Annotated in this window: 23 protein-coding genes; 14 read left to right on the plus strand and 9 right to left on the minus strand. The window is 71.8% G+C overall.

Annotation, left to right across the window (positions count from 1 at the left end; genetic code table 11):
• Positions 1 to 15 precede the first annotated feature (15 nt).
• The 9 genes from rsmI to ELQ39_RS18835 all read left to right on the plus strand — a co-directional run bounded on the left by rsmI (position 16) and on the right by ELQ39_RS18835 (position 11,268).
• Positions 16 to 885, plus strand: a complete 870-nt coding sequence (gene rsmI / locus ELQ39_RS18795; RefSeq protein ID WP_242592939.1) for a 16S rRNA (cytidine(1402)-2'-O)-methyltransferase — start codon at positions 16 to 18, stop codon at positions 883 to 885.
• Positions 886 to 1,072: 187 nt separating this feature from the next.
• Positions 1,073 to 1,426, plus strand: a complete 354-nt coding sequence (locus ELQ39_RS18800; RefSeq protein WP_242592941.1) for a hypothetical protein — start codon at positions 1,073 to 1,075, stop codon at positions 1,424 to 1,426.
• 10 nt (positions 1,427 to 1,436) lie between these two features.
• Positions 1,437 to 2,318: a TatD family hydrolase gene (locus ELQ39_RS18805; protein WP_190002809.1), complete on the plus strand. Its 882-nt coding sequence runs from the start codon at positions 1,437 to 1,439 to the stop codon at positions 2,316 to 2,318.
• 184 nt (positions 2,319 to 2,502) lie between these two features.
• A complete protein-coding gene (gene rsmA / locus ELQ39_RS18810) occupies positions 2,503 to 3,390 on the plus strand; it encodes a 16S rRNA (adenine(1518)-N(6)/adenine(1519)-N(6))-dimethyltransferase RsmA (RefSeq protein ID WP_190002808.1) in 888 nt (295 codons plus the stop codon).
• Complete coding sequence (locus ELQ39_RS18815; protein WP_242592943.1) at positions 3,387 to 4,283, plus strand: 4-(cytidine 5'-diphospho)-2-C-methyl-D-erythritol kinase; 897 nt, start codon at positions 3,387 to 3,389, stop codon at positions 4,281 to 4,283. The genes rsmA and ELQ39_RS18815 overlap by 4 nt, the downstream gene beginning before the upstream one ends.
• A 247-nt stretch (positions 4,284 to 4,530) precedes the next feature.
• Positions 4,531 to 6,342: an ABC-F family ATP-binding cassette domain-containing protein gene (locus ELQ39_RS18820; protein ID WP_190002806.1), complete on the plus strand. Its 1,812-nt coding sequence runs from the start codon at positions 4,531 to 4,533 to the stop codon at positions 6,340 to 6,342.
• A 244-nt stretch (positions 6,343 to 6,586) separates the two neighbouring features.
• Positions 6,587 to 8,377 (plus strand): outer membrane protein assembly factor BamB family protein, encoded by a 1,791-nt coding sequence (locus ELQ39_RS18825; protein ID WP_242592945.1) that lies wholly within the window; start codon positions 6,587 to 6,589, stop codon positions 8,375 to 8,377.
• Between the two features lie 68 nt (positions 8,378 to 8,445).
• Positions 8,446 to 10,383 (plus strand): outer membrane protein assembly factor BamB family protein, encoded by a 1,938-nt coding sequence (locus tag ELQ39_RS18830; protein ID WP_242592947.1) that lies wholly within the window; start codon positions 8,446 to 8,448, stop codon positions 10,381 to 10,383.
• A gap of 213 nt (positions 10,384 to 10,596) precedes the next feature.
• Complete coding sequence (locus ELQ39_RS18835) at positions 10,597 to 11,268, plus strand: helix-turn-helix transcriptional regulator (protein ID WP_190002803.1); 672 nt, start codon at positions 10,597 to 10,599, stop codon at positions 11,266 to 11,268.
• Between the two features lie 338 nt (positions 11,269 to 11,606).
• Here the strand turns inward: ELQ39_RS18835 and ELQ39_RS18840 are convergent, their stop codons facing one another.
• Positions 11,607 to 11,921: a hypothetical protein gene (locus ELQ39_RS18840; RefSeq protein WP_190002802.1), complete on the minus strand. Its 315-nt coding sequence runs from the start codon at positions 11,919 to 11,921 to the stop codon at positions 11,607 to 11,609.
• Between the two features lie 21 nt (positions 11,922 to 11,942).
• Positions 11,943 to 13,622, minus strand: coding sequence for a sodium:solute symporter family protein (locus ELQ39_RS18845; RefSeq protein WP_190002801.1), 1,680 nt, complete (start codon positions 13,620 to 13,622; stop codon positions 11,943 to 11,945).
• 176 nt (positions 13,623 to 13,798) lie between these two features.
• Between ELQ39_RS18845 and galT the strand changes: the two genes are divergently transcribed.
• Genes galT through galK form a run of 3 tightly spaced genes read left to right on the plus strand, consistent with a single transcriptional unit; the run spans position 13,799 to position 17,020 of the window.
• On the plus strand, positions 13,799 to 14,860 hold the full coding sequence (gene galT / locus ELQ39_RS18850) for a galactose-1-phosphate uridylyltransferase (RefSeq protein ID WP_190002800.1): 1,062 nt from the start codon (positions 13,799 to 13,801) through the stop codon (positions 14,858 to 14,860).
• A complete protein-coding gene (gene galE / locus ELQ39_RS18855) occupies positions 14,857 to 15,819 on the plus strand; it encodes a UDP-glucose 4-epimerase GalE (RefSeq protein ID WP_242592949.1) in 963 nt (320 codons plus the stop codon). Before galT ends, galE begins: the two co-directional genes overlap by 4 nt.
• A gap of 28 nt (positions 15,820 to 15,847) precedes the next feature.
• Positions 15,848 to 17,020 carry a galactokinase gene (galK, locus tag ELQ39_RS18860; protein WP_242592951.1) on the plus strand — a complete coding sequence of 391 codons (1,173 nt, stop codon included), beginning with the start codon at positions 15,848 to 15,850 and terminating at the stop codon, positions 17,018 to 17,020.
• Between the two features lie 69 nt (positions 17,021 to 17,089).
• Here the strand turns inward: galK and ELQ39_RS18865 are convergent, their stop codons facing one another.
• Positions 17,090 to 17,506: a hypothetical protein gene (locus tag ELQ39_RS18865; RefSeq protein ID WP_190003093.1), complete on the minus strand. Its 417-nt coding sequence runs from the start codon at positions 17,504 to 17,506 to the stop codon at positions 17,090 to 17,092.
• A gap of 140 nt (positions 17,507 to 17,646) precedes the next feature.
• Complete coding sequence (locus ELQ39_RS18870; RefSeq protein WP_225641122.1) at positions 17,647 to 18,090, minus strand: GNAT family N-acetyltransferase; 444 nt, start codon at positions 18,088 to 18,090, stop codon at positions 17,647 to 17,649.
• 304 nt (positions 18,091 to 18,394) lie between these two features.
• Between ELQ39_RS18870 and ELQ39_RS18875 the strand changes: the two genes are divergently transcribed.
• Complete coding sequence (locus ELQ39_RS18875; protein ID WP_190002796.1) at positions 18,395 to 19,162, plus strand: LuxR C-terminal-related transcriptional regulator; 768 nt, start codon at positions 18,395 to 18,397, stop codon at positions 19,160 to 19,162.
• On the opposite strand, the gene ELQ39_RS18880 is transcribed toward ELQ39_RS18875, so the two are convergent.
• Positions 19,121 to 19,618, minus strand: a complete 498-nt coding sequence (locus tag ELQ39_RS18880; protein ID WP_190002795.1) for a MarR family winged helix-turn-helix transcriptional regulator — start codon at positions 19,616 to 19,618, stop codon at positions 19,121 to 19,123. The genes ELQ39_RS18875 and ELQ39_RS18880 overlap by 42 nt on opposite strands.
• Before the next feature lie 112 nt (positions 19,619 to 19,730).
• Between ELQ39_RS18880 and ELQ39_RS18885 the strand changes: the two genes are divergently transcribed.
• Positions 19,731 to 20,555: a trans-aconitate 2-methyltransferase gene (locus ELQ39_RS18885; RefSeq protein WP_242592953.1), complete on the plus strand. Its 825-nt coding sequence runs from the start codon at positions 19,731 to 19,733 to the stop codon at positions 20,553 to 20,555.
• A 1-nt stretch (position 20,556) separates the two neighbouring features.
• Here the strand turns inward: ELQ39_RS18885 and ELQ39_RS18890 are convergent, their stop codons facing one another.
• The 4 genes from ELQ39_RS18890 to ELQ39_RS18905 are packed head-to-tail and all read right to left on the minus strand — an operon-like array spanning position 20,557 to position 22,779.
• A complete protein-coding gene (locus ELQ39_RS18890) occupies positions 20,557 to 20,805 on the minus strand; it encodes a type II toxin-antitoxin system RelE family toxin (RefSeq protein ID WP_242592955.1) in 249 nt (82 codons plus the stop codon).
• Complete coding sequence (locus ELQ39_RS18895) at positions 20,802 to 21,053, minus strand: type II toxin-antitoxin system Phd/YefM family antitoxin (RefSeq protein WP_006135801.1); 252 nt, start codon at positions 21,051 to 21,053, stop codon at positions 20,802 to 20,804. Before ELQ39_RS18895 ends, ELQ39_RS18890 begins: the two co-directional genes overlap by 4 nt.
• A 41-nt stretch (positions 21,054 to 21,094) precedes the next feature.
• A complete protein-coding gene (locus tag ELQ39_RS18900; RefSeq protein WP_031023834.1) occupies positions 21,095 to 21,769 on the minus strand; it encodes a TetR/AcrR family transcriptional regulator in 675 nt (224 codons plus the stop codon).
• Positions 21,766 to 22,779: a fatty acid desaturase gene (locus ELQ39_RS18905; protein WP_190002792.1), complete on the minus strand. Its 1,014-nt coding sequence runs from the start codon at positions 22,777 to 22,779 to the stop codon at positions 21,766 to 21,768. Before ELQ39_RS18905 ends, ELQ39_RS18900 begins: the two co-directional genes overlap by 4 nt.
• Positions 22,780 to 23,047 lie beyond the last annotated feature (268 nt).

Genomic DNA, 23,047 nt, shown 5'->3' on the forward strand with positions numbered 1-23,047 from the left:
TGGGAGGATGGACGCGTGACCGGAACCCTCGTACTCGCAGGCACCCCCATCGGCGACATCTCCGACGCGCCGCCCCGGCTCGCCGAGGAACTCGCCGGCGCCGACGTCGTCGCCGCCGAGGACACCCGGCGGCTGCGCCGGCTGACCCAGGCGCTCGGCGTCACCCCCAAGGGGCGGGTGGTGTCGTACTTCGAGGGCAACGAGACCGCCCGCACGCCCGAACTGGTCGACGAGCTGGCGGGCGGCGCGCGCGTGCTGCTCGTCACCGACGCCGGCATGCCGTCCGTGTCCGACCCCGGCTACCGGCTGGTCGCCGCGGCCGTCGAGCGGGACATCCAGGTCACCGCGGTGCCCGGGCCGTCCGCCGTGCTCACCGCGCTCGCCCTGTCCGGGCTGCCCGTCGACCGGTTCTGCTTCGAGGGGTTCCTGCCCCGCAAGGCGGGCGAGCGTCTCGGCCGGCTGCGGGAGGTCGCCGACGAGCGCCGCACCCTCGTCTACTTCGAGGCCCCGCACCGCCTCGACGACACCCTCGCCGCGATGGCCGAGGTGTTCGGCGCCGACCGCCGCGCCGCCGTCTGCCGCGAGCTGACCAAGACGTACGAGGAGGTCAGGCGGGGCCCGCTGGCCGAGCTGGCCGCGTGGGCGGCCGAGGGTGTGCGCGGGGAGATCACCGTGGTCGTCGAGGGCGCCCCCGAGAAGGGCCCCGAGGAGATCGACGACGCCGAGCTGGTGCGCCGGGTGCGGGTGCGCGAGGAGGCGGGCGAGCGGCGCAAGGAGGCCATCGCGGCGGTCGCGGCGGCGGCGGGGCTGCCGAAGCGGCAGGTCTTCGACGCGGTGGTGGCGGCGAAGAACGCCGGCACCGCCCAGGACGCCGGGAAGCGGTGACGCCGGACGTCGCTCCCTCGTCATGAGAGGTACCGGTGTCGGTAAAGAACCCGGGGCGTTCGGGTAATCCACGGCCAAATCGGCGCCAATACTCCGCCGGTGCCCGTGTGCTCATGGCCGCCGGGGAGTCCACTGGCCGCAGGGGCGGGCGCGGGCCCGTCCCGTCAGCGGACCGACAGGAGCCGGCATGACCGAGATCTCCGGACCGGGCGCACTGCGCGCGGGCGCCACCGCCGTCGTCACCGAGGCGTACGCCTTCGCCTGCATGCGCTGCGGATACGGCTGGGAGCAGGCGTACGAGATAGAGCACCACGTCGACGCCGACGGCCGCACCTTCGTGCTGTACGTGGCGGACGGCCGGATCGTGCCCTCCCCGCTCAGCCGGCCCACCTGCCGCAGCTGCGACGGACATGTCGTGCGGATCCTCCGGCCGGGCCGGGTCGCCTCGGCCCGCGACGCCGCCCACCGGGAGCGCCGGGTGCCGGCCGCCGGACCGGTGGAGGCCCCCTGGGCGCAGGAGGGGTCCGCGCCGCTTCCGTAGGATCGGGAGCATGCCTGCCGACGACACCGACAAGAACGCCGCGCCGCCGCTCCCGGAGCCCCTGCGGGTGCCGGTCGCGGATTCCCACACGCATCTCGACATGCAGTCCGGCACGGTCGAGGAGGCCCTCGCCAAGGCCGCGTCGGTGGGGGTGACGACCGTGGTGCAGGTCGGCTGCGACCTCAAGGGGTCCCGGTGGGCGGCGGAGACGGCCGCGGCGTACGACGCCGTGCACGCGACGGTCGCCCTGCACCCCAACGAGGCCCCGCGGATCGTCCACGGCGACCCCGACGGGTGGTCCCGGCAGGGCGCCAGGCAGCCCGGCGGGGACGCGGCGCTGGACGAGGCGCTCGCCGAGATCGACCGGCTGGCCGCGCTGCCCCAGGTCAAGGGCGTCGGCGAGACCGGCCTCGACCACTTCCGCACCGGCGAGGACGGCAAGGAGGCGCAGGAGCGGTCCTTCCGCGCCCACATCGAGATCGCCAAGCGGCACGGCAAGACGCTCGTGATCCACGACCGCGACGCCCACGCGGACGTGCTGCGCGTGCTGAAGGAGGAGGGCGCCCCCGAGCGCACCGTCTTCCACTGCTACTCCGGGGACGCGGAGATGGCGGAGATCTGCGCCGCCGCCGGCTACTACATGTCGTTCGCCGGCAACGTCACCTTCAAGAACGCCCAGAACCTGCGGGACGCGCTCGCCGTCGCCCCGCTGGAACTGGTCCTGGTGGAGACCGACGCGCCCTTCCTCACCCCGGTGCCCTACCGCGGCCGGCCCAACGCCCCCTACCTGGTGCCGGTCACCGTGCGCGCCATGGCGGCCGTGCGCGGCGTCGACGAGGACACCCTGGCCACCGCGCTCGGCGCCAACACCGCGCGGGCCTTCGGCTACTGACGGGCCCTCACCTCGCGCACGGTCCGCGGTCGTGTCGCTCGGGAGAGCGATCGGCCCTCGGCTCGCGCATGTACGGCGGGCTGGACCAGTTCGACACCCGCACCTGGCGGGACCTCGGCGCCGCCGGCCGCCGACCGCACCGGCGGTGACCGGGGCGGACCCACGCGCCCCGTACCCTTGTCCCGTGACCAGCCCCACCCCCGACGCCCTCCTCGGCCCCGCCGACGTCCGCGAACTGGCGGCCGCCCTCGGCGTACGGCCCACCAAGCAGCGCGGCCAGAACTTCGTCATCGACGCCAACACGGTCCGCCGTATCGTGCGCACCGCCGAGGTACGCCCCGACGACGTCGTCGTCGAGGTCGGCCCCGGGCTCGGCTCGCTCACGCTGGCGCTGCTGGAGGCCGCCGACCGGGTCACCGCGGTGGAGATCGACGACGTGCTCGCCGGGGCGCTGCCCGCCACCGTCGCCGCCCGCATGCCGGAGCGCGCCGACCGGTTCGCGCTGGTCCACTCCGACGCGATGCACGTCACCGAGCTGCCGGGACCGGCCCCGACCGCGCTGGTCGCCAACCTCCCCTACAACGTCGCCGTCCCCGTGCTGCTGCACATGCTCGAGACGTTCCCGAGCATCGAGCGCACGCTGGTGATGGTCCAGTCCGAGGTGGCCGACCGGCTCGCCGCCGCACCCGGCTCGAAGGTGTACGGCGTCCCGTCGGTCAAGGCCAACTGGTACGCCGAGGTCAAGCGCGCCGGGGCCATCGGCCGCACCGTCTTCTGGCCCGCGCCGAACGTCGACAGCGGCCTGGTGTCGCTGGTGCGGCGTGCGGAGCCGCTGAAGACCACCGCGACCCGGCGCGAGGTGTTCGCCGTGGTCGACGCGGCCTTCGCCCAGCGCCGCAAGACGCTGCGCGCCGCCCTCGCCGGCTGGGCGGGCTCGCCGGCCGCGGCCGAGGCGGCGCTGGTCGCGGCCGGCGTCCCGCCGCAGGCGCGGGGCGAGTCGCTGACCGTCGAGGAGTTCGCGCGCATCGCCGAACACAAGCACGCCGGACACGAGGAGCAGGGCCCGCAGTGAGCGTCACCGTCCGCGTCCCCGCCAAGGTCAACGTGCAGCTCGCGGTCGGCGCGGCCCGCCCCGACGGCTTCCACGAGCTGGCCAACGTCTTCCTCGCGGTCGGCCTGTACGACGAGGTGACCGCCACCCCGTCGCCGGACGGCCCGCGCATCACCTGCGAAGGCCCCGACGCCGCGCAGGTCCCCCTCGACCGCAGCAACCTCGCCGCCCGCGCCGCCCTGGCCCTCGCCGAGCGGTACGGCCGGGCGCCCGACGTCCACCTGCACATCGCCAAGGACATCCCCGTCGCGGGCGGCATGGCCGGCGGCAGCGCGGACGGTGCGGGCGCCCTGCTCGCCTGCGACGCGCTGTGGGGCACCGGCGCGAGCCGGGAGGAACTCCTCGACATCTGCGCCGAGCTGGGCAGCGACGTGCCGTTCAGCCTGATCGGCGGGGCCGCGCTCGGTACCGGGCGCGGCGAGAGGCTGACGGAGCTGGAGGTCGGGGGGACCTTCCACTGGGTGTTCGCGATGGCCTCACGGGGGCTGTCCACACCGGCGGTGTTCCGGGAGTTCGACCGGCTGGCGGAAGCGCGGGAGATCCCGGAGCCGGTGGCTTCGCGGGGACTGCTCGGCGCTCTCGCCAAGGGTGACGCGGAAGCGCTCGCGGCCGCCGTGTCCAACGATCTCCAGCCGGCGGCGCTGTCTCTGTTCCCGGAGCTGGCGGACACGCTGGCCGCGGGGCGCGCGGCGGGGGCACTGGCCTCGCTGGTGTCGGGGTCGGGGCCGACGACGGCGTTCCTGGCGCGGGACGCGGAGGCGGCGGAGACCGTCGCGGCGGCGCTGCGGGCCTCCGGTACCTGCCGGGACGTACGCACGGCGCCGGGGCCGGTGCCGGGGGCCACGGTGGTCTGAACGGCTCAGGGCCGCGCTTCCACCGGGCTCCCGCCGATCAATTCGGTGTGCGGCGTGTGCGGCGGGAGAGCCTCACGGGTTCGGCGGTCATGATTCCTCCCGTGGACGGGAACCTGCTGCCTGCCACCTACGGCAGCCGCCCGTTTCCGGTCGCCTCATCACAAAGGGTGACCACCTCCTCGCGTCACGACCGCCCCCCGGCAGGGCCTACGCTGGAAAGCTGATCGATCCACCGGGCAGGAGAGAAATGGCCGTCAATCTGGTCAATGTCGAGAACGTCAGCAAGGTGTACGGCACCCGTGCGCTGCTGGACGGGATCTCCCTCGGCGTCTCCGAGGGCGACCGGATCGGGGTCGTGGGGCGCAACGGGGACGGCAAGACCACGCTGATCCGCATGCTGGCCCGGCTGGAGGAGGCCGACACCGGGCGGGTGACGCACTCCGGCGGGCTGCGGCTCGGCGTGCTCACGCAGCACGACTCGCTCGACCCCGAGGCGACCGTCCGGCACGAGGTCATCGGGGACATGGCCGACCACGAGTGGGCCGGTGACGCCAAGGTCCGCGACGTGCTCACCGGACTGTTCGGCGGGCTCGACCTGCCCGGCTTCCCCAAAGGACTCGACACCGTCGTCGGACCGCTGTCCGGCGGCGAGCGGCGCCGCATCGCGCTGGCCAAGCTGCTCATCGAGGAACAGGACCTGATCGTCCTCGACGAGCCGACCAACCACCTCGACGTCGAGGGCATCGCCTGGCTCGCCGAGCACCTGCGCAACCGCCGCTCCGCGCTCGTCTGCGTCACCCACGACCGGTGGTTCCTCGACCAGGTCTGCACCCGCATGTGGGACGTGCAGCGCGGCGTCGTCCACGAGTACGAGGGCGGCTACTCCGACTACGTCTTCGCCCGCGCCGAGCGCGAGCGCATCGCGGCCACCGAGGAGGCCAAGCGGCAGAACCTGGTCCGCAAGGAGCTGGCCTGGCTGCGCCGCGGCGCCCCCGCCCGCACCTCCAAGCCGCGCTTCCGCGTCGAGGCCGCCAACGAACTGATCGCCGACGTGCCGCCGCCGCGCGACAGCAGCGAGCTGATGAAGTTCGCCTCCTCGCGGCTCGGCAAGACCGTGTTCGACCTGGAGGACGTGACCGTCCAGGCCGGGCCCAAGGTGCTGCTGAAGCACGTGACCTGGCAGCTCGGCCCCGGCGACCGCATCGGCCTGGTCGGCGTCAACGGCGCCGGCAAGACGTCCCTGCTGCGCGCGCTCGCCGAGGCCGCCCGCAGCGAGGGCGAGACACAGCCCGCGGCCGGCCGCATCCGCGTCGGGAAGACCGTCAAACTGGCCTATCTGTCGCAGGAGGTCGCCGAACTCGACCCCACCTGGCGGGTGCTGCAGGCCGTGCAGCAGGTGCGTGAGCGCGTCGACCTCGGCAAGGGCCGCGAGATGACCGCCGGTCAGCTCTGCGAGACCTTCGGCTTCAACAAGGAGAAGCAGTGGACGCCCGTCGGGGACCTCTCCGGCGGTGAGCGCCGCCGCCTCCAGCTGCTGCGGCTGCTGATGGACGAGCCCAACGTCCTCTTCCTCGACGAGCCCACCAACGACCTCGACATCGAGACCCTGACCCAGCTCGAGGACCTCCTCGACGGCTGGCCCGGCTCCATGATCGTCATCTCCCACGACCGGTTCTTCGTCGAGCGCACCACCGACCGCGTCTTCGCCCTCCTCGGCGACGGCACCCTGCGGATGCTGCCGCGCGGCATCGACGAGTACCTGGAGCGCCGCAAGCGCATGGAGGAGGCCGCCGCCGCCTCCGCCCAGGCCGCCGCCCCGGCCCGCGGCGCGACGCCCGAGAAGAGCGCCGCCGACCAGCGCGCGGCGAAGAAGGAACTCCAGCGCATCGAGCGCCAGCTGGACAAGATCTCGGCCAGGGAGGCCACCCTCCACACCGCCATCGCCGAGAACGCCACGGACTTCGCGAAAGTGGCCGAACTCGACGCCGAACTGCGGGACCTGGCCGGTCAGCGCGACGAACTGGAGCTGCGCTGGCTGGAACTCGCCGAGGACGCCTGACCGGCGCGAGAGCCGCCTCGTGCGCCTGCGCGTGGGGAGCACGCGCCGCGTGAAGAGGGCGTGAAGGCACGTAACGGGCGCATCACAGGCCGGTCCTCCCTTGGGAACAGGGGAGGACGCGGCCCGGTGGCGTGTCGGTGCCGGGTGATAGAAAGAGCCGTCCGACAAGTGACCGACGACGACTCTGGGTCATCACGAACCTCAGGGCGTGGCTAAAAATCAGTGAGCAAGGGGGAACGCGCTGATGACTCAGCCGCCCAACCAGCCGCCTCAGGGCGGCTTCGGACCTCCGCAGGACCCGCCGCCGGGCGGGGGTTTCGGACCGCCGCAGACACCGCCGCAGACCCCACCGCCCCCGCAGGGCACCCCGCCGCCGCCCCCGCAGGGTCAGCCCTCCGGCGCTCCGCATCCCGGGTACGGCTACCCGCAGCAGCCTCCGACGCAGCCCGGCCCCTACGCCTCCGGGCCGTACCAGCAGCCCGGTCCGTACGGACAGCCGCAGCAGCCGGGCCCGTACGGCCAGTCCGGGTACGGCCATCCGCAGCAGCCCGGCTTCCCCGGCGCGCCCGGCACCCCGCCCGGCGGCGGCTCCCGCAACCCCTTCAAGGGCAAGCCGCTGCTGATCGCCGCCGCCGCGGTGGCGGTCGCGCTGATCGTCGGCGGCACGGTGTGGGCCGTCTCCGGCGACGACGACAAGAAGGAGCCGGTCGCCCGGCAGACCGACGACCCCGAGCCGGGCGGGCCCAGCGGCGCCCCGGTCAACCCGGGCGACGGCAGCGGCGACGGCGGCGAGGAGACCGAGGACCTCAACGAGGGCCGCCAGGCGGGCGAGTCCAAGGTGCTCTGGTACAAGGAGGCGCCCGACGCCCCCGGCTCCGGCGCCGACGCCCCCGGCCAGTGGATAACCGGCAAGACCGCGGTCAAGGCGGCCTACAAGGACCTCTACGGGTACAACGTCACCGACGGCAAACCCGCCTGGGACACCATCACCTTCCCCCACAAGATCTGCGCGGTCACCCCGGAGAAGACGGCCGACGACAAGATCGTCGTCGCGTCCATGAGCGGCAGCAGCGACAGCGCCAAGTGCAACCAGCTCCAGCTCGTCGACCTCGTCACCGGCGAGAAGGGCTGGACGCAGGAGGTCGCCGACGGCGCGCTGTTCGACAGCGTGCTCTCCATCGAGCTGTCCCTCGCCGGCAACACGCTGATGGTGGGCCGCTCGCAGTCCGGCACGGCGTACGACGTGCGCACCGGCAAGAAGCTGTGGGACTCCAAGCGGTACGGCGACGCCCCCTGCTTCCCCGCCGCGTTCGCGGGCGGCGAGCGGCTGATCCAGGTCGCCTCCTGCGGCGCCGGCGGCGACAACGCCCACGACGAGGTCCGCGAGCTCGACCCCGCCACCGGCATGGCCAAGTGGACCTACCAGTACGCCAAGGGCTGGCGCGTCGAGCGCACCTTCTCCGTCGACCCTCTGGTCGTCTACGCGACCAAGCAGGAGGAGGGCAGCGACAAGAAGTCGTGGAACATCGCGGCCTTCACCGCCGCCGGCAAGCTGCGCTCCCAGGTCGCCGTCGACGAGAACTTCGACCCCGGCTGCGGCTGGGCCATCCTCGCGCGCGACCTCCAGGGCTGCGAAGGCGTCGTCGTCGAGGGCGACACCCTCTACCTGCCGACGGCCGCCACCACCGGGGCCAACGAGCTCGTCGCCATCAGCCTCGCCAACGGCAAGGAGCTGTGGCGCGAGTCCTCCCCCGTGGAGGAGTCGATGATCCCGATGAAGGTCGAGGGCGGCAAGCTCGTCGCGTACGTCGAGCCGTCCTACGACGCCGGCGGCCGGGTCGTCGCCCTGCCCGTCGGCGGCGCGAACCACAAGCCGGCCACGCTGATGCAGAACCCGCAGGCGGTCGCCGACATCGAGAACGGCTTCTTCAGCAAGGCGATCGACTGGGTCGACGGCCGCTTCTACCTGTCGACCACCCGGCTGAACGGCAACGACGACGCGAAGGAGAAGTTGATGCTCGCCTACGGCACATGAGCCCCGTGAGCGCAACTCGCGTCACTTTCCCGCCGCCCGTCGTCCCCTTCCCCTGAGGTACCCACGTCATGAGCCAGCCGCCCCCGCCGCCCAACCAGCCCCCGCAGCAGCCGGGGTTCGGGCCGCCGCAGGAACCGTCGGAGCCGCAGCCGCCGGCGCCCTCGGCTCCCGCCACGCCTCCCACCCCGCCGGCGCAGCCGCCCCAGCAGCCGCCCGCCGGACCCGATGTGAACAAGGCGCCCCAGCCGCAGCCGGGCTACGGCTACCCGCAGGCGCCGGGGACCCCGCCTCCCGCCGCGCCGCCTACGCCTCCGCAGGGCCCCGGCTACGGCTACCCGCAGCAGCCGCCCGCCGGTTACGGCTACCCGGCCCAGCAGCCCGGTCCGTACGGCCAGCCGCCGCAGCCCGGCCCTTACGGTCAGCAGCCGGGTCCGTACGGCCAGCCGCAGCAGCCCGGCCCGTACGGCCAGCAGCCCCCCTACGGTTACGCGCAGCCGACCGTGCCGATGCAGGCGCAGCCCGGACAGCCCGGCGGCGGGCGGAAGTTCAACGCCCAGGTGGCGATCATCGTGTCGGCGGTCGTCGCGATCGCGCTGATCGTCGGCGGCGGCGTCTGGTACGCGAACTCGTCCGGCAAGGACGACGACAAGCAGACCACCGCCGAGGGCGGCGACACCAAGGGCGGCGAGGGCGACGGCAAGGAGGGCGGCTCCGGCGACGGGGGCGCCACCACCGGCGAGGCCAAGGAGAAGGCGCCCGCCGCCACCGGGTCCAAGGTGCTGTTCCAGGTGCCCTCGCCCAAGGTGCCCAAGGGCGTCACGACCATCTCCATCGCCGGTTCCTGGCTGACCGACTCCGTCTACGCCAAGAGCGGGCTGTCGGAGATCACCGGTTACGACCGCAGGACCGGCACCAAGAAGTGGACGCTGGACCTCCCCGGTCCGGTGTGCGCGGCGACCCCGCACATCACCGAGGACGACAAGACGGCGATCGTCCACAAGCCGGCCATGCCGAGCAAGACGGACCCCCAGGCCTGCACCGAGGTCGCGGTGGTCGACCTGGCGGCCGGCAGCAAGGTGTGGACCAAGACCGCCAAGTCCGGAACCATGCCGGTCAGCTTCAACAACGTCACGATCGGCGGCGGCACCGTCGCGGCAGGCTCCACCAGCGGCGGCGCCGCCTGGGACCTCGCCACCGGTGACGAGCGCTGGGCACCGAAGACGTCCGACTCCTGCTACGACGCCGGGTACGGCGGCGGCGCCAAGCTGGTCGCGGTCCGCAAGTGCGGCTCGTACGACCAGCGTCAGCTGCACATCCAGAACGTCGACCCCAAGTCGGGCGACATCCTCGCCGAGTACAAGATGGACGAGGGCATCGAGTACGCGGCCGTCGTCTCCACCGACCCCCTCGTGGTGGCCGCCGACGTCGGCGACAGCGCCGGTGACGGCAGCGGCATCTCCGACTTCTTCTCCATCGACAACAAGACCGGCAAGCTGCGCGCCCGCCTCTCCGCCCCGGGCGACGAGTTCGCCGCCCGCTGCGACGCCATCTACAAGGTGGAGAACTGCACGGGCGTCACGGTCGGCAACGACCGGCTGTACATCGCCACCGAGGAGCACGACAGCGGCGGCGACTCCTACAGCCAGACCAACGAGGTCGTCGCGTTCGACCTGGCCACCGGCAAGCAGACGGGCCAGCGTGCCGACGCCGGCGAGAACTACGAGATCTTCCCGCTGCGCATGGACGGCCCCAACGTCATCGCCTACAAGCGGCCGCCGTACGACAAGGGCGGGCAGGTCGTCAGCATCGACGGCGAGTCCTTCAAGGAGACGGTCCTGATGGAGAACCCGTCGACGGAGGCGGTGCGCGACGTCGAGTCCCGGATGTCGCCCGACTACTCGGAGATCCAGTTCGGGCAGGGCGGGCTGTACATGTCCTCCGTGTACGCCAGTGACTTCACGAGCCGTGAGAAGGAGTACTCGGTGATCGCGTTCGGCACGGGGTGATCGTTCGCCGTCGCCTCACGCCTTCGCCCACGGCCCCGTCCCTGCTCAGGGACGGGGCCGTTCGCGTACCGCTCATCACGCGCTCTTCGCCATCGAACACGAGAATTTCGGCGTTACGGGGCGATTCTCGCCGGTAGGGGGAGCGCGACGTCGAACAAGCGTGTAGCTTCCGGGGGCATCCGGGGGTGTGTTGTCTGGGGGGATGGTTGTCCGATGGGAGTGCGGCTGATGGTGGTCGACGACCACCGACTGCTCGCCGAGGCGCTGGCCTCGGCGCTGAAGCTGCGAGGGCACAGGGTGCTGGCCGCGGCGGCGCCCGCGGCGGGGGCGGCGGATCTGGTGATCAGCAGGGCGCCGGAGGTCTGTCTGCTGGGGACGGCGGCGCCGGCGGAGGCCGGGACGTTCGACCCGGTGGTGAAGATCAAGCGGGAGCGGCCGCAGGTGGCGGTCGTGGTGCTGGGGCCGGTGCCGTCGCCGCGGGGGATCGCGGCGGCGTTCGCGGCGGGGGCGTCGGGATACGTGCGGCACGACGAGCGGATCGAGGGCGTCGAGCGGGCGATGCTGAAGGCGCGGGCGGGGGAGGCGGCGGTGGCGCCCGCGTTGTTGCAGGGGGCGTTCGGGGAGCTGCTGAACCCGGCGGCTCAGCCGGACGACGAGGGGGCGAGGTTGCTGTCGATGCTGACGCCTCGGGAGGTGGAGGTGCTGGTGCGGGTCGCGGAGGGGGAGGACACGCGGCAGATCGCGGCGGGGATGGGGATCGCGCCGTCGACGGCTCGGACGCATGTGCAGAGGGTGTTGATGAAGCTGGGGGTGGGGTCGAGGCTGGAGGCAGCGGCGCTGGCCGCGCGTACGGGTCTGCTGGACCGGGCGTCGACGCGCTCGTGACCGGGGGCTGAGGTCTGACGCCTGCGGCGCGTCGTCCTGTCCGGTGGGGCGGGCGTGGCGCCTGCGGTGGGTGGGTGGTGCGGGGCCGGGGTGGGGGCGGTCGTCCTCGGTCCGGCGCGAGAGTGCGTCTCGAGAGGTCAGGGGTGCGGACGCGCCGGCCGCTGCGGGCGACCGCCCCCACCCGTCCCCTCCCCGCCGCGGGCGTCGCCGGCCGCGGGCAGTCGTGCCGCTGGGGCGGCACGGCACCCCGTAAGCGCCGGGCTGCGCGAACTCCCCCCGGCCCGGGGTGTGCGACCCCCGTGGGCGAGGGCGCACACCCCGTGTGGGAACGACCCGCGTCAGGAACTGGACGCGTCCTCGTCGTCAGGGACCGCCGGTGGCGGTGGGGTCGGGCGGAGCCAGAGCCAGAGGAGGAACAGGAGGCCGAGGATCAGCATCCCCAACCCCGTCCACAGGTTGATGTTGACCCCCTCCGCCTTCTCGATGTCGGCATCCGACGCGGTGAACCCGGCGATCATCACGATCACCCCGTACACGACGAACAGCCCACCGATGATCCGCCGGATGTCGAACAACCGGGCGGCCGTCGCGGACTTGGTCTCCAGCTCGGTGATCTCCTTCTGGAGGTCACTCTCGGAGTTGTGCTCGGACATGCTCTCTCAATCCTCCCGCGGTCAGAACGAGAACGGGATGTAGCAGACGGCAGCCAGAATCACCGCGCCCCAGCCCAGCAGTGCCGGCTTGCGGTACCACGCGTCGTCGCCCTCCGCGGGCGGCTCCGCCATGCCGGGCGAGCGGGTGCCGTAGACCAGGCCCTGCAGCTCGGCGGCGGGTTTGGGCGCCGTGAACAGCGACACCGCGACCATGACGACCGCGCCCGCGACGAAGCCCGCGATCGCGGAGACGAAGTTGGCGCCCTGGTCGGAGGGGATGTCGATGATGCCCTGCTTGTAGATCCAGAAGTAGTTCACCATCGCGGCCGTGGTGCCCGCGATCAGGCCCCAGAAGCCGGACTTCATCGACGCCCGCTTCCAGAACATGCCGATGATGAAGACGACGAACATCGGCACGTTGAAGAAGGAGAACAGCGTCTGGAGGTAGGCCATGATGTTGGAGAACGAGCTGGCCAGGAACGCCGTGCCGATGGACGCGAGCACGCCGATCGCGGTGATCAGGCGGCCGAAGCGGACGTAGTAGGAGTCCTCGCGGTCCTTCACCACGTACTTCGCCCAGATGTCGGAGGTGAAGACGGTGTTGAACGAGGAGACGTTCGCCGCCATGCCCGCCATGAACGCGGCCAGCAGACCGGTCACGGCGATGCCCAGCACGCCGTTGGGCAGCAGCTGCTGCATCAGGTACGGGATGGCGTCGTTGTACTGCAGGTCCGAGCCGCTGGTGCCGATCTTGGGCACCAGCACGGCGGCGACCAGGCCGGGGATCATCACCAGGAAGACGATGAAGATCTTCGGGAACGCGGCGATCAGCGGGGTGCGCTGGGCCGCCGAGAGGTTCTTCGCGGACAGCGCGCGCTGCACCTCGGCGAAGTTGGTCGTCCAGTAGCCGAAGGAGAGGACGAAACCGAGGCCGAGGACGATGGTCAGCCAGTTGGCGCCGAGCGGGTTGTCGCTGCCGATGCCGGTGCCGCCCCAGGCCGTCATGAAGTTGTCGCCGCGGGACGCGGTGAGCTGGTCCGACAGGCCGTCCCAGCCGCCGACGCTCTTCAGGCCGAGCACGGTGATCGGGATGAGCGCCGCCAGGATGACGAAGAACTGCAGGACCTCGTTGTAGATCGCCGAGGACAGACCGCCCAGGGTGATGTAGCCGAGGACGAAGGCTCCGGCGACGACGATGGCCACCCACTGCGGCCAGCCGAGGAGGGCCTCGACGACGATCGCGAGGGCGTAGAGGTTGACGCCGGCGATGAGGATGGCGGCCGCCGCGAAGAGGATCGAGCTCAGCAGGTGCGCCGCCCTGTCGAAGCGCATCAGCAGGAACTCCGGGACCGAGCGGACCTTGGAGCCGTAGTAGAACGGCATCATCACCAGGCCGAGGAACACCATCGCGGGGATGGCGCCGATCCAGTACCAGTGCGTCGTGTAGACGCCGTACTGCGCGCTGTTCGCGGCCATGCCGAGGATCTCGGTGGCGCCGAGGTTGGCCGCGATGAACGCGAGTCCGGTCACCCAGGCGGGCAGCGAACGGCCGGAGAGGAAGAAGTCCAGGCTCGTCTTGACCGACCGGCGGGCCGCGAAGCCGATGCCCAGCACGACGAGGAAGTAGATCCCGAGGATCGTGTAGTCCAGCCAGTTGGTGGGGAGCCGAAGCTCCGCGGCCAGGTATGTGGGGGTATGCATACGCACTCGCTTCGTTCGCGAACTGATCCGACGCGGAATCTACGCTTCCGTGTTCAGTAACTGAACATGTTCCTACATGTTCTTTGTTGGATTGTGATGAGCGCTGCTCGCTGGTGAGTTGTGATGTGTTATGTTCGATTGTGTTGAGTGACTGGCGGGTGCGGAGGAGTGCCACAGTGAAGAAGACCTCGACCCGGCTGGCCGACGGACGTGAGCTCATCTACTACGACCTCGCCGACGACACCGTGCGCGACGCGGTCGACCGCCGCCCGCTGGACGCCACCGTGACCACGTCCGAGATCCGCCGCGACGAGCTCCTGGGCGATTCCGTCGCCATCGCCTCGCACCGGCAGGGCCGCACGTATCACCCGCCGGCCGACGAGTGTCCGCTGTGCCCGTCCGAGGGCGACCGGCTGAGCGAGATCCCCGACTCCTCGTACGACGTGGTGGTCTTCGAGAACCGCTTCCCCTCGCTCGCCGGGGACTCCGGCCGCTGCGAGGTCGTCTGCTTCACCTCCGACCACGACGCCTCCTTCGCCTCGCTGGGCGAACGGCAGGCGCGGCTGGTGCTGGACGCCTGGACGGACCGCACGTCCGAGCTGTCGCATCTGTCCTCCGTTGAACAGGTGTTCTGCTTCGAGAACCGGGGCGCCGAGATCGGGGTCACCCTCCAGCACCCCCACGGGCAGATCTACGCCTACCCCTTCACCACTCCTCGCACCGCCCTGATGCTGCGCCAGGTGGCGGCGCACAAGGAGGCGACGGGAGGGGAGAACCTGTTCGACGCCGTGGTCGAGCGGGAACGCGCCGGCGAGCGGGTCGTCCTGGAGGGCGAACACTGGGTGGCGTTCGTGCCGTACGCGGCGCACTGGCCGTACGAGGTGCACCTCTACCCCAAGCGCAGGGTGCCCGACCTGCTGGGGCTCGACGAGGCGGCGCGCACGGAGTTCCCCCGGGTGTACCTGGAACTGCTCAGGCGCTTCGACCGGATCTTCGGGGAGGGCGAGCCGCCCACGCCGTACATCGCCGCCTGGCACCAGGCGCCGTTCGGCCCGCTGGACGCCTTCGACGGCGTGACACGCGACGACTTCGCGCTACACCTGGAGCTTTTCACCATTCGCCGGACGTCCGGCAAGCTTAAGTTCCTCGCGGGCTCCGAGTCCGGCATGAACGTCTTCATCAACGACGTGCCGCCGGAGCGCGCGGCCGAGCGACTGCGAGAGGTAGCGAGTTCATGAGCGGGAAGTACCTGGTCACCGGGGGCGCGGGATACGTAGGCAGCGTCGTCGCCCAGCATCTGGTCGAGGCCGGTCACGAGGTCGTCGTGCTCGACAACCTCTCCACCGGCTTCCGCGAGGGCGTCCCCGCGGACGCCACGTTCGTCGAGGGCGACATCCGTGACGCCGCCAAGTGGCTGGACCCCTCGTTCGACGGCGTGCTGCACTTCGCCGCCTTCTCCCAGGTCGGCGAGTCCGTGCAGAAGCCGGAGAAGTACTGGGACAACAACGTCGGCGGCACCATGGCGCTGCTCGGCGCCATGCGCGAGGCCGGCGTGCGCCGCCTGGTGTTCTCCTCCACGGCCGCCACGTACGGCGAGCCCGAGCAGGTCCCGATCCCGGAGACCGCCCCCACCCGCCCCACCAGCCCCTACGGCGCCTCCAAGCTCGCCGTCGACCACATGATCACCGGCGAGGCGCAGGCCCACGGGCTCGGCGCGGTCTCCCTGCGCTACTTCAACGTCGCCGGCGCCTACGGAAAGTACGGCGAGCGCCACGACCCCGAGTCCCACCTCATCCCCCTGGTGCTCCAGGTCGCCCTGGGCCGGCGCGAGGCGATCTCCGTGTACGGCGACGACTACCCGACGCCCGACGGCACCTGCGTACGCGACTACATCCACGTCGCCGACCTGGCCGAGGCGCACCTGCTCGCGCTGGAGGCGGCCACGCCCGGCGAGCACCTGATCTGCAACCTCGGCAACGGCAACGGCTTCTCGGTCCGCGAGGTCGTCGAGACCGTCCGCAAGGTCACCGGGCACCCGATCCCCGAGGTCGTCGCACCGCGCCGGGGCGGCGACCCCGCGGTCCTGGTGGCGTCCGCCGCCACGGCCCGCGAGAAGCTCGGCTGGAACCCGTCACGCGCGGACCTCGAGGGGATCGTCGCGGACGCGTGGGAGTTCGCGCAGCAGCGCGGCAACTAGGAGCAACGAAGGGTCAGGGGTTCAGGGCATGAGCGAGTCCAGCGCGGCCGCCGCGGAAGCCGTCGCCGCACGGTTCGAGGAGCTGTACGGGAGCGCGCCCGACGGGGTGTGGGCGGCACCCGGCCGGGTCAACCTCATCGGCGAGCACACCGATTACAACGACGGCTTCGTCATGCCGTTCGCCCTGCCGCACACCGCGGTGGCGGCGGTGTCCCGGCGCGACGACGGCGTCCTGCGCCTGCACTCCGCCGATGTGGAGGGCCCGGTCGTCGAACTGACGGTGGACGGCCTCACCCCCGGGTCCGACAGGCGCTGGACCGCCTACCCCGCGGGCGTCGTCTGGGCGCTGCGCGAGGCCGGTCACGCGGTCACCGGCGCGGACGTCCACCTCGCGTCCACCGTCCCGGCGGGCGCCGGCCTGTCCTCCTCGGCCGCCCTGGAGGTCGTGGTCGCCCTCGCGCTGAACGACCTGTTCGGCCTCGGCCTGCGCGGCTGGCAGCTCGCCCGCCTGTCCCAGCGCGCCGAGAACGTCTACGTCGGCGCGCCCGTCGGCATCATGGACCAGACGGCGTCCGCCTGCTGCGAGGCGGGCCACGCCCTGTTCCTCGACACCCGGGACCTGTCCCAGCGCCAGATCCCCTTCGACCTCGCCGCCGAGGGCATGCGCCTGCTGGTCGTCGACACCCAGGTCAAGCACAGCCACAGCGAGGGCGAGTACGGCAAACGCCGCGAGGGCTGCGAGAAGGGCGCGGCCCTGCTCGGCGTCGACGCCCTGCGGGACGTGCCGTACGACGACCTGGACGCGGCGCTGGCCCGCCTCGGCGAGGACGAGGAGGTCCGCCGTCTGGTCCGCCACGTGGTGACCGAGGACCACCGCGTCGAGCAGGTCGTCTCCCTCCTGGAGTCGGGCGACACCCGCGCCGTCGGCCCCCTCCTGGTCGAGGGCCACACCTCCCTCCGCGACGACTTCCGCGTCTCCTGCCCCGAACTCGACCTGGTCGTCGACACGGCGGTCACGGCCGGCGCGCTGGGCGCCCGCATGACGGGCGGCGGCTTCGGCGGCTCGGCGATCGTGCTGGCGGAGGAGACGGACGTCCCGGCGATCACCAAGGCGCTGGAGGAGGCCTTCGCGTCGGCGGGCTTCAAGACGCCCCGCGTCTTCGAGGCGGTGCCTTCGGCGGGGGCGCGGCGGGTGCGGTAGTCACGCGGTTCGCCTGGGGATGCCCCGCCACGGCCGTCGCCGGGCGGGGCATCCGCCTTCCGCGTCCGGCTAGGGATCCGAGCGCAGTCCCAGCGCGCTGTGCTGCACCAGCTCGGCGGGCGCATCGGCGGAGCCGGCCTCCCGGCGCGTCAACTCGACGAGACGTGCGCGCAGACCGGTCGCCGGTTCGCCCAGCACGATGGCGCTGATCACCAGCTCCAGCATCACGCAGTCGTAGTCGTCGTCCGTGCCCCGGTAACGCTTGGGATCGCGCTCCACCACGGCATGAACGATCCGCCGGCCACCGTCGTCGACCGGCGCGAAGGTGGCCGCGTAGATTCCTCTGCCCGTCCAGCTCCGGTGCAGGAAGACGACCTCGCCCTCCGTGAAGACGTTCCACTTCTCGTCCATGCCCCGCGCGGAGTAGCCGCGCCGGATGCGCTCCCAGTCCTCGTCCGACCACACCCGCTGGGGCACCCGCGGCATCGGCTGCGGCAGGGACATCGGCCGGATGCGACCGGAGAACGTGGACCGGGTCACGCCTTCGTCAGCGGGCATGCGGGGATTCTACGGGGACCGTCCCGCGGGCGACGTGGCCCGGAACTCGCCCGGAAGGCCCTGGCCTCTCAGGTGAGTTGCTTCGTCAGCGTGTACTCCGTGACCCCCGGCGGGTAGTCGGGGATCACGCACACCACCTCGTAGCCCCGCTTCTTGTAGAAGTCCGGCGCCTGGAAGTCCCAGGTCTCCACGCGGGAGTGCGTGCAGGCGCGTTCACCGGCGGCCAGGCGTTCCGCCTCCGTCAGGAGCGCCGTGCCGAGGCCCGTGCCGCGGTGGGCCGCGTCGACCCAGAGGTAGGTCACGTGGAGCCACGTCGTCCAGGTGTGGCCGACCAGACCGCCCGCGAGTTCGCCGTTCGCGTCCGACGCCCACACGTGCAAAGGGGATTCGCGCTCGGCGGGAGTTCCGCGCAGGGCGCGCAGGACCGGGGAGGCCGCCGTGTTGGTGTCCCGGAGCCGCCTGTGGAGCAGATCGCGTCGGGCCTTGTCGACTTCTGTCTCAAGACGAAACATGCGGCACACCATAAACGCGCAAGGCCGCAAGTTCTGCAAATCAGCTTCCGCTCCGGGCCCCCGCCCGTACTCTGATGAACAGCGCCGGTGGGGGCCGGCGTGCGTTCAGGGGGCGAGACGGCCGGGCACGGCGTCCGGGGCGGGGTGGCGGTTGTCGCGCGGCGGCGGCCGTGCGGACGAGCCGTCCCGTCCCGCGTCCGGCGAGGAAAAGCCACGGGGGCCTCGGTGCCGTGTCCGCGCCGGTGTCGTCCACCGGCGACGGGGTAGTCCCCTGCTCTGGGAAGAGCGTGGGGAAGGGGGTTACGTGGTTCGCATTCGAGTCCTGGTCGTCGACGACCACCGCATCTTCGCCGAGTCGCTGGCCGCGGCGCTGGCCGCGGAGCCCGACGTCGACGTGTCCGCGGCGGGCAGCGGCCCGGCGGCGCTGCGGTGTCTGGAGCGGGCGGCGGCCGAGGGGCGGCGGTTCGACGTCATGCTCGTCGACGCCGACCTGGGCGTCCCCGTGCCGGACGGGCGCCCGGCCGTGCCCGTGCAGGCCGTCGACGAGGACGGCGCCGTGGACGGCATCTCCCTGGTGAGCGGCGTGCGTTCGGCCCAGCCGCAGGTGCGGGTGGTCGTGCTCGCCGAGAAGGACGACCCGGCCCGTGCCGCCCTCGCCCTGCAGGCGGGCGCCTCCGGCTGGGTCGCCAAGGACTGCTCGCTGAGCCGGCTGCTCACCGTCATCCGCGGCGTGCTGCGCGACGAGACCCATCTGCCGCCCGCGCTGCTCACCGGCGTCCTGCGGGAGTTGACCGCGGCCCGGCGCCATCGCACGGAGAGCGAGCGGCTCGTGGAGTCGCTGACCCCGCGCGAGCGGGAGGTGCTGCGCTGCATGGTCGCGGGCCTGGGGCGCAAGGCCGTCGCCGAGCGCCTGTACCTGTCCCCGCACACCGTGCGCACCCACATGCAGAACGTCCTCGGGAAGCTGGGCGTGCACTCCACGCTGGCCGCGGTCGCCCTTGCGCGCCGGGCCGGGGTGGGGCCGGCCGACCTATCCGGGGATGTTGTCGAACGGGGCGGTCAACTGGCGTAGCAGCCCGGCCAGTTCCACCCGCTGGGGGCGGGTGAGCTCGCCGAGGATCGCCCGCTCCTGGGCGAGCAGACCGGCCAGCGCCTGGTCCGCGCGGTCCTTGCCCTCGTCGGTCAGCCGCACCAGCACACCGCGCCGGTCGCTGGGGTCCGGCAGCCGCTCCACCAGGCCCTTCTTGGTGAGCCGGTCGATACGGTTGGTCATCGTGCCCGAGGTGACGAGCGTCTGTGTGAGGAGCTGCCCGGGGGAGAGCTGGTACGGGGTGCCCGCGCGGCGCAGCGCGGTCAGCACGTCGAACTCCCAGGACTCCAGGCCGTGCTCGGTGAAGGCGAGGCGGCGTGCGCGGTCCAGGTGCCGGGCCAGTCTGCTGACCCGGCTGAGCACCTCGAGCGGTTCCACGTCGAGGTCCGGGCGCTCCCGGCGCCACGCTGCGACCAGCCGATCGACCTCGTCCTCCATAAGGATCAGTGTAGTGGTTGTGTCGATGTGAAGTCTCTTGATGTCAATTTTCTTGACGTCGAGAAGCTTCGGGGTGACGCTGGGGTCACGATCCGCGATCCGGGGAGGTTCCGTGTCCGCCGCCGCCGCCCGTCCCGTCTGGGACCCCGCCCAGTACCTGCGTCACGCCGGGCACCGCACCCGGCCCTTCACCGACCTGCTAGCCCGCGTCCCCGGCCTGCCGGGCGACCCGCCCCGCGTCGCCGACATCGGCTGCGGCGCCGGCAATGTCACCGCCCTTCTCGCCGACCGCTGGCCGGCCGCCCGCATCACCGGCTACGACAACTCCCCCGAGATGCTCGCCAAGGCCCGCGCCGATCACGAGGGCCCCACCCAGGGAGGCGGCCGCCTCGACTTCGCCCACGCCGACGCCGGCACCTGGACGCCCGAGGAGCCGTACGACCTGATCGTCAGCAACGCCACCCTGCAGTGGGTGCCCGGGCACGTGGAGCGGTTCGCCGCGTGGATCGACGGGCTCGTGCCCGGCGGGGTCCTCGCCCTCCAGGTGCCCGGCAACTTCGGCGCCCCCAGCCACACCCTGATGCGCGACCTCGCCGCCTCCCCTCGCCGGCGGGACCGCCTGTCCGGCGTCCTGCGTCACGAGGACGCCGTCCTGCCGCCCGAGGGATACCTGGACCGCCTGGCCGCCCTCGGCTGCTCCGTGGACGCCTGGGAGACGACGTACGTCCATCTGCTGTCGGGGGAGGACCCCGTGCTCGACTGGGTGAAGGGCACCGGGCTGCGGCCCGTCCTCACCGCCCTCGACGACGACCCCGCGGGCCGGGAGGAGTTCCTCGCCGAGTACCGCGCCGCCCTGCGGGAGGCCTACCCGGCCACCGCGCACGGCACCCCGTTCCGCTTCCGCCGCGTCTTCGCCGTCGCCGTCAAGGAGGGCTGATTCAGCGGGTGCGGCCCAGGTGGGTGACGAGGATGTGGATCACGTCGTCGTCGATGACGTACAGCACCCGGTAGTCGCCGACGCGCAAGCGGCGCGCTGTCGGTCCGTAGGCGACGGACTGGGCGGGCCGGGGCTCCTTCGCCAGGGTGTCGACGGCCTCGTACACAGCGGCCAACCCTGCCGGGTCGTCACGGAGGAACCGCACGGCCGCGTTCGTGGCGTTGGGCTCCCAAACGATGCGGTAGGTCACGGGCGCAACCCCAGCATGCGTCCGACCTCTTCGTGTGGGATGCCTTCGCCGAGGAGGCCCGCAGCCTTGCGGCGCTCGTAGTCGGCAACCGCCAACGCGTCTTCCAGATCCTCTATGACCTGCGGCGACACGAGTAGCGCGGCCACGTGCCCGTGATCCGTGAGGGCGATCGTCTCGCGGCCGTGGGCCGCGCGACGCACGAGGTCACCGAGCTGGGCACGGGCTGCGCTGATCGTGATTTCAGTCATGCGCACATGATTGCACAAGGTTAATCCAGTGTGCTGTTGATTCAGCTCTTCCGGTGGCCTATCAGCCGCGGCTTCGGCTCCAGGCCGTCCAGACCGTGCCAGGCCAGGTTCACGAGATGAGCCGCCACCTCGGCCTTCTTCGGCTTGCGCACGTCCAGCCACCACTGGCCGGTCAGCGCCACCATCCCCACCAGCGCCTGCGCGTACAGCGGGGCCAGCTTCGGGTCGAAGCCCCGCGACTTGAACTCGCGGCCCAGGATGTCCTCCACCTGGGTGGCGATGTCCGAGATCAGCGAGGCGAAGGTCCCCGTCGACTGCGGGATGGGGGAGTCACGGACCAGGATGCGGAACCCGTCCGTGTACTCCTCGATGTAGTCCAGCAGCGCGAACGCGGCCTGCTCGCACAGCTCCCGCGGATGGCCGGCCGTCAGCGAGCCGGTCACCATGTCCAGCAGCCGCCGCATCTCCCGGTCCACCACGACCGCGTACAGCCCCTCCTTGCCGCCGAAGTGCTCGTACACCACGGGTTTGGAGACCCCGGCCTTCGCCGCGATCTCCTCCACCGACGTGCCCTCGAACCCCTTCGCCGCGAAGAGGGTGCGGCCGATCTCCAGCAGCTGCTGGCGGCGCTCGGCACCGGTCATCCGGGTGCGGCGCGCACGCCGCGGCTTGTCATTGCTTGGGGTGCTCGAGTCGGTCGCCACGGCGACCATCATGCCGCCTCGGCAGGTTCCTTCCCGCGCCGGGCGGAGCCATCCGGGCCGACACGGCGCGAATCGATACGCGAGCGTGACGGCCACCGCACGTCGTACGCCCAGCCCAGCTGCTCGAACCAGCGGATCAGCCGCGCCGAGGAGTCCAGCTGCCAGCGCTCCACACCGTGGCGCGCCGACGTCGGGTCCGCGTGGTGCAGGTTGTGCCAGGACTCACCGCACGACAGGATCGCCAGCCACCACACGTTCCCCGAGCGGTCCCGCGACTTGAACGGACGCTTGCCGACCGCGTGGCAGATCGAGTTGATCGACCACGTCACATGGTGCAGCAGAGCCACCCGGACGAGTGACCCCCAGAAGAAGCCGGTGAACGCGCCCCACCACGACATCGTCACCAGACCGCCGATCAGCGCGGGCAGCGCCAGCGACAACGCCGTCCACAGCACGAACAGACGGGAGATGCCACGCATCACCGGGTCCTTGATCAGGTCCGGCGCGTACTTGTCCTGCGGCGTCTGCTCCTCGTCGAACATCCACCCGATGTGCGCCCACCACAGGCCCTTCATGAGCGCCGGAACGCTCTCCCCGTACCGCCACGGCGAGTGCGGGTCGCCCTCCGCGTCGGAGAACTTGTGATGCTTGCGGTGGTCGGCCACCCAGCGCACCAGCGGTCCCTCGACCGCCATCGAACCGGCGACCGCCAGCGCGATCTTCAGCGGCCGCTTCGCCTTGAACGAACCGTGCGTGAAGTGACGGTGGAAGCCGATGGTGATGCCGTGGCATCCCAGGAAGTAGAAGAAGACCAGCAGGCCGAGGTCCAGCCAGCTCACCCCCCAGCCCCACGCCAGCGGCACGGCCGCCAGGAGCGCGAGGAAGGGGACGACGATGAAGAGGAGCAGCGTGATCTGCTCGATGGACCGTTTCCGCTCCCCGCCCAGCGTGGCGGAGGGCGCGACGTCGTCGGGCCTGGACTGCTTCGGGGCTTCGTCGAGCACTTCGGAGGTTGAGGTCATGCGTTCCCCTGTGGGGTATGTGGACTGAGGGAAGGTGCCGGGCCGGAACCGCATCGCTTTCCTACGGTCCCGTAACCTACGGCATCGTAAGTATGGCAGTGCGTCCCCCCGCGGCAAGAGCCCGTGGGCCAGCGCGTCCGGCTCGACACCTATCCTTGGAAGTCGGTCGGACAGCGCGGTCCGCTCTGATTTCTTCCCGGACGTCCGGCCCGCAAGCGGCACACGCCGCGCGAGACGCTCGTTCGGGTTCCCTCCCAGACGAGCTTCC

The sequence above is a fragment of the Streptomyces sp. GB4-14 genome (assembly GCF_022696125.1).
Lineage (GTDB): Bacteria > Actinomycetota > Actinomycetes > Streptomycetales > Streptomycetaceae > Streptomyces > Streptomyces werraensis.

Excerpts from the sequence above, each read along its gene's own strand:
- ELQ39_RS18800 (WP_242592941.1), top strand. The coding sequence starts at position 1,073 with ATGACCGAGATCTCCGGACCGGGCGCACTGCGCGCGGGCGCCACCGCC.
- ELQ39_RS18805 (WP_190002809.1), top strand. The coding sequence starts at position 1,437 with ATGCCTGCCGACGACACCGACAAGAACGCCGCGCCGCCGCTCCCGGAG.
- ELQ39_RS18820 (WP_190002806.1), top strand. The coding sequence starts at position 4,531 with ATGGCCGTCAATCTGGTCAATGTCGAGAACGTCAGCAAGGTGTACGGC.
- ELQ39_RS18825 (WP_242592945.1), top strand. The coding sequence starts at position 6,587 with ATGACTCAGCCGCCCAACCAGCCGCCTCAGGGCGGCTTCGGACCTCCG.
- ELQ39_RS18830 (WP_242592947.1), top strand. The coding sequence starts at position 8,446 with ATGAGCCAGCCGCCCCCGCCGCCCAACCAGCCCCCGCAGCAGCCGGGG.
- ELQ39_RS18835 (WP_190002803.1), top strand. The coding sequence starts at position 10,597 with ATGGGAGTGCGGCTGATGGTGGTCGACGACCACCGACTGCTCGCCGAG.
- ELQ39_RS18840 (WP_190002802.1), bottom strand. The coding sequence starts at position 11,921 with ATGTCCGAGCACAACTCCGAGAGTGACCTCCAGAAGGAGATCACCGAG.
- ELQ39_RS18845 (WP_190002801.1), bottom strand. The coding sequence starts at position 13,622 with ATGCATACCCCCACATACCTGGCCGCGGAGCTTCGGCTCCCCACCAAC.
- galE (WP_242592949.1), top strand. The coding sequence starts at position 14,857 with ATGAGCGGGAAGTACCTGGTCACCGGGGGCGCGGGATACGTAGGCAGC.
- galK (WP_242592951.1), top strand. The coding sequence starts at position 15,848 with ATGAGCGAGTCCAGCGCGGCCGCCGCGGAAGCCGTCGCCGCACGGTTC.
- ELQ39_RS18865 (WP_190003093.1), bottom strand. The coding sequence starts at position 17,506 with ATGCCGCGGGTGCCCCAGCGGGTGTGGTCGGACGAGGACTGGGAGCGC.
- ELQ39_RS18870 (WP_225641122.1), bottom strand. The coding sequence starts at position 18,090 with ATGTTTCGTCTTGAGACAGAAGTCGACAAGGCCCGACGCGATCTGCTC.
- ELQ39_RS18880 (WP_190002795.1), bottom strand. The coding sequence starts at position 19,618 with ATGGAGGACGAGGTCGATCGGCTGGTCGCAGCGTGGCGCCGGGAGCGC.
- ELQ39_RS18895 (WP_006135801.1), bottom strand. The coding sequence starts at position 21,053 with ATGACTGAAATCACGATCAGCGCAGCCCGTGCCCAGCTCGGTGACCTC.
- ELQ39_RS18900 (WP_031023834.1), bottom strand. The coding sequence starts at position 21,769 with ATGATGGTCGCCGTGGCGACCGACTCGAGCACCCCAAGCAATGACAAG.
- ELQ39_RS18905 (WP_190002792.1), bottom strand. The coding sequence starts at position 22,779 with ATGACCTCAACCTCCGAAGTGCTCGACGAAGCCCCGAAGCAGTCCAGG.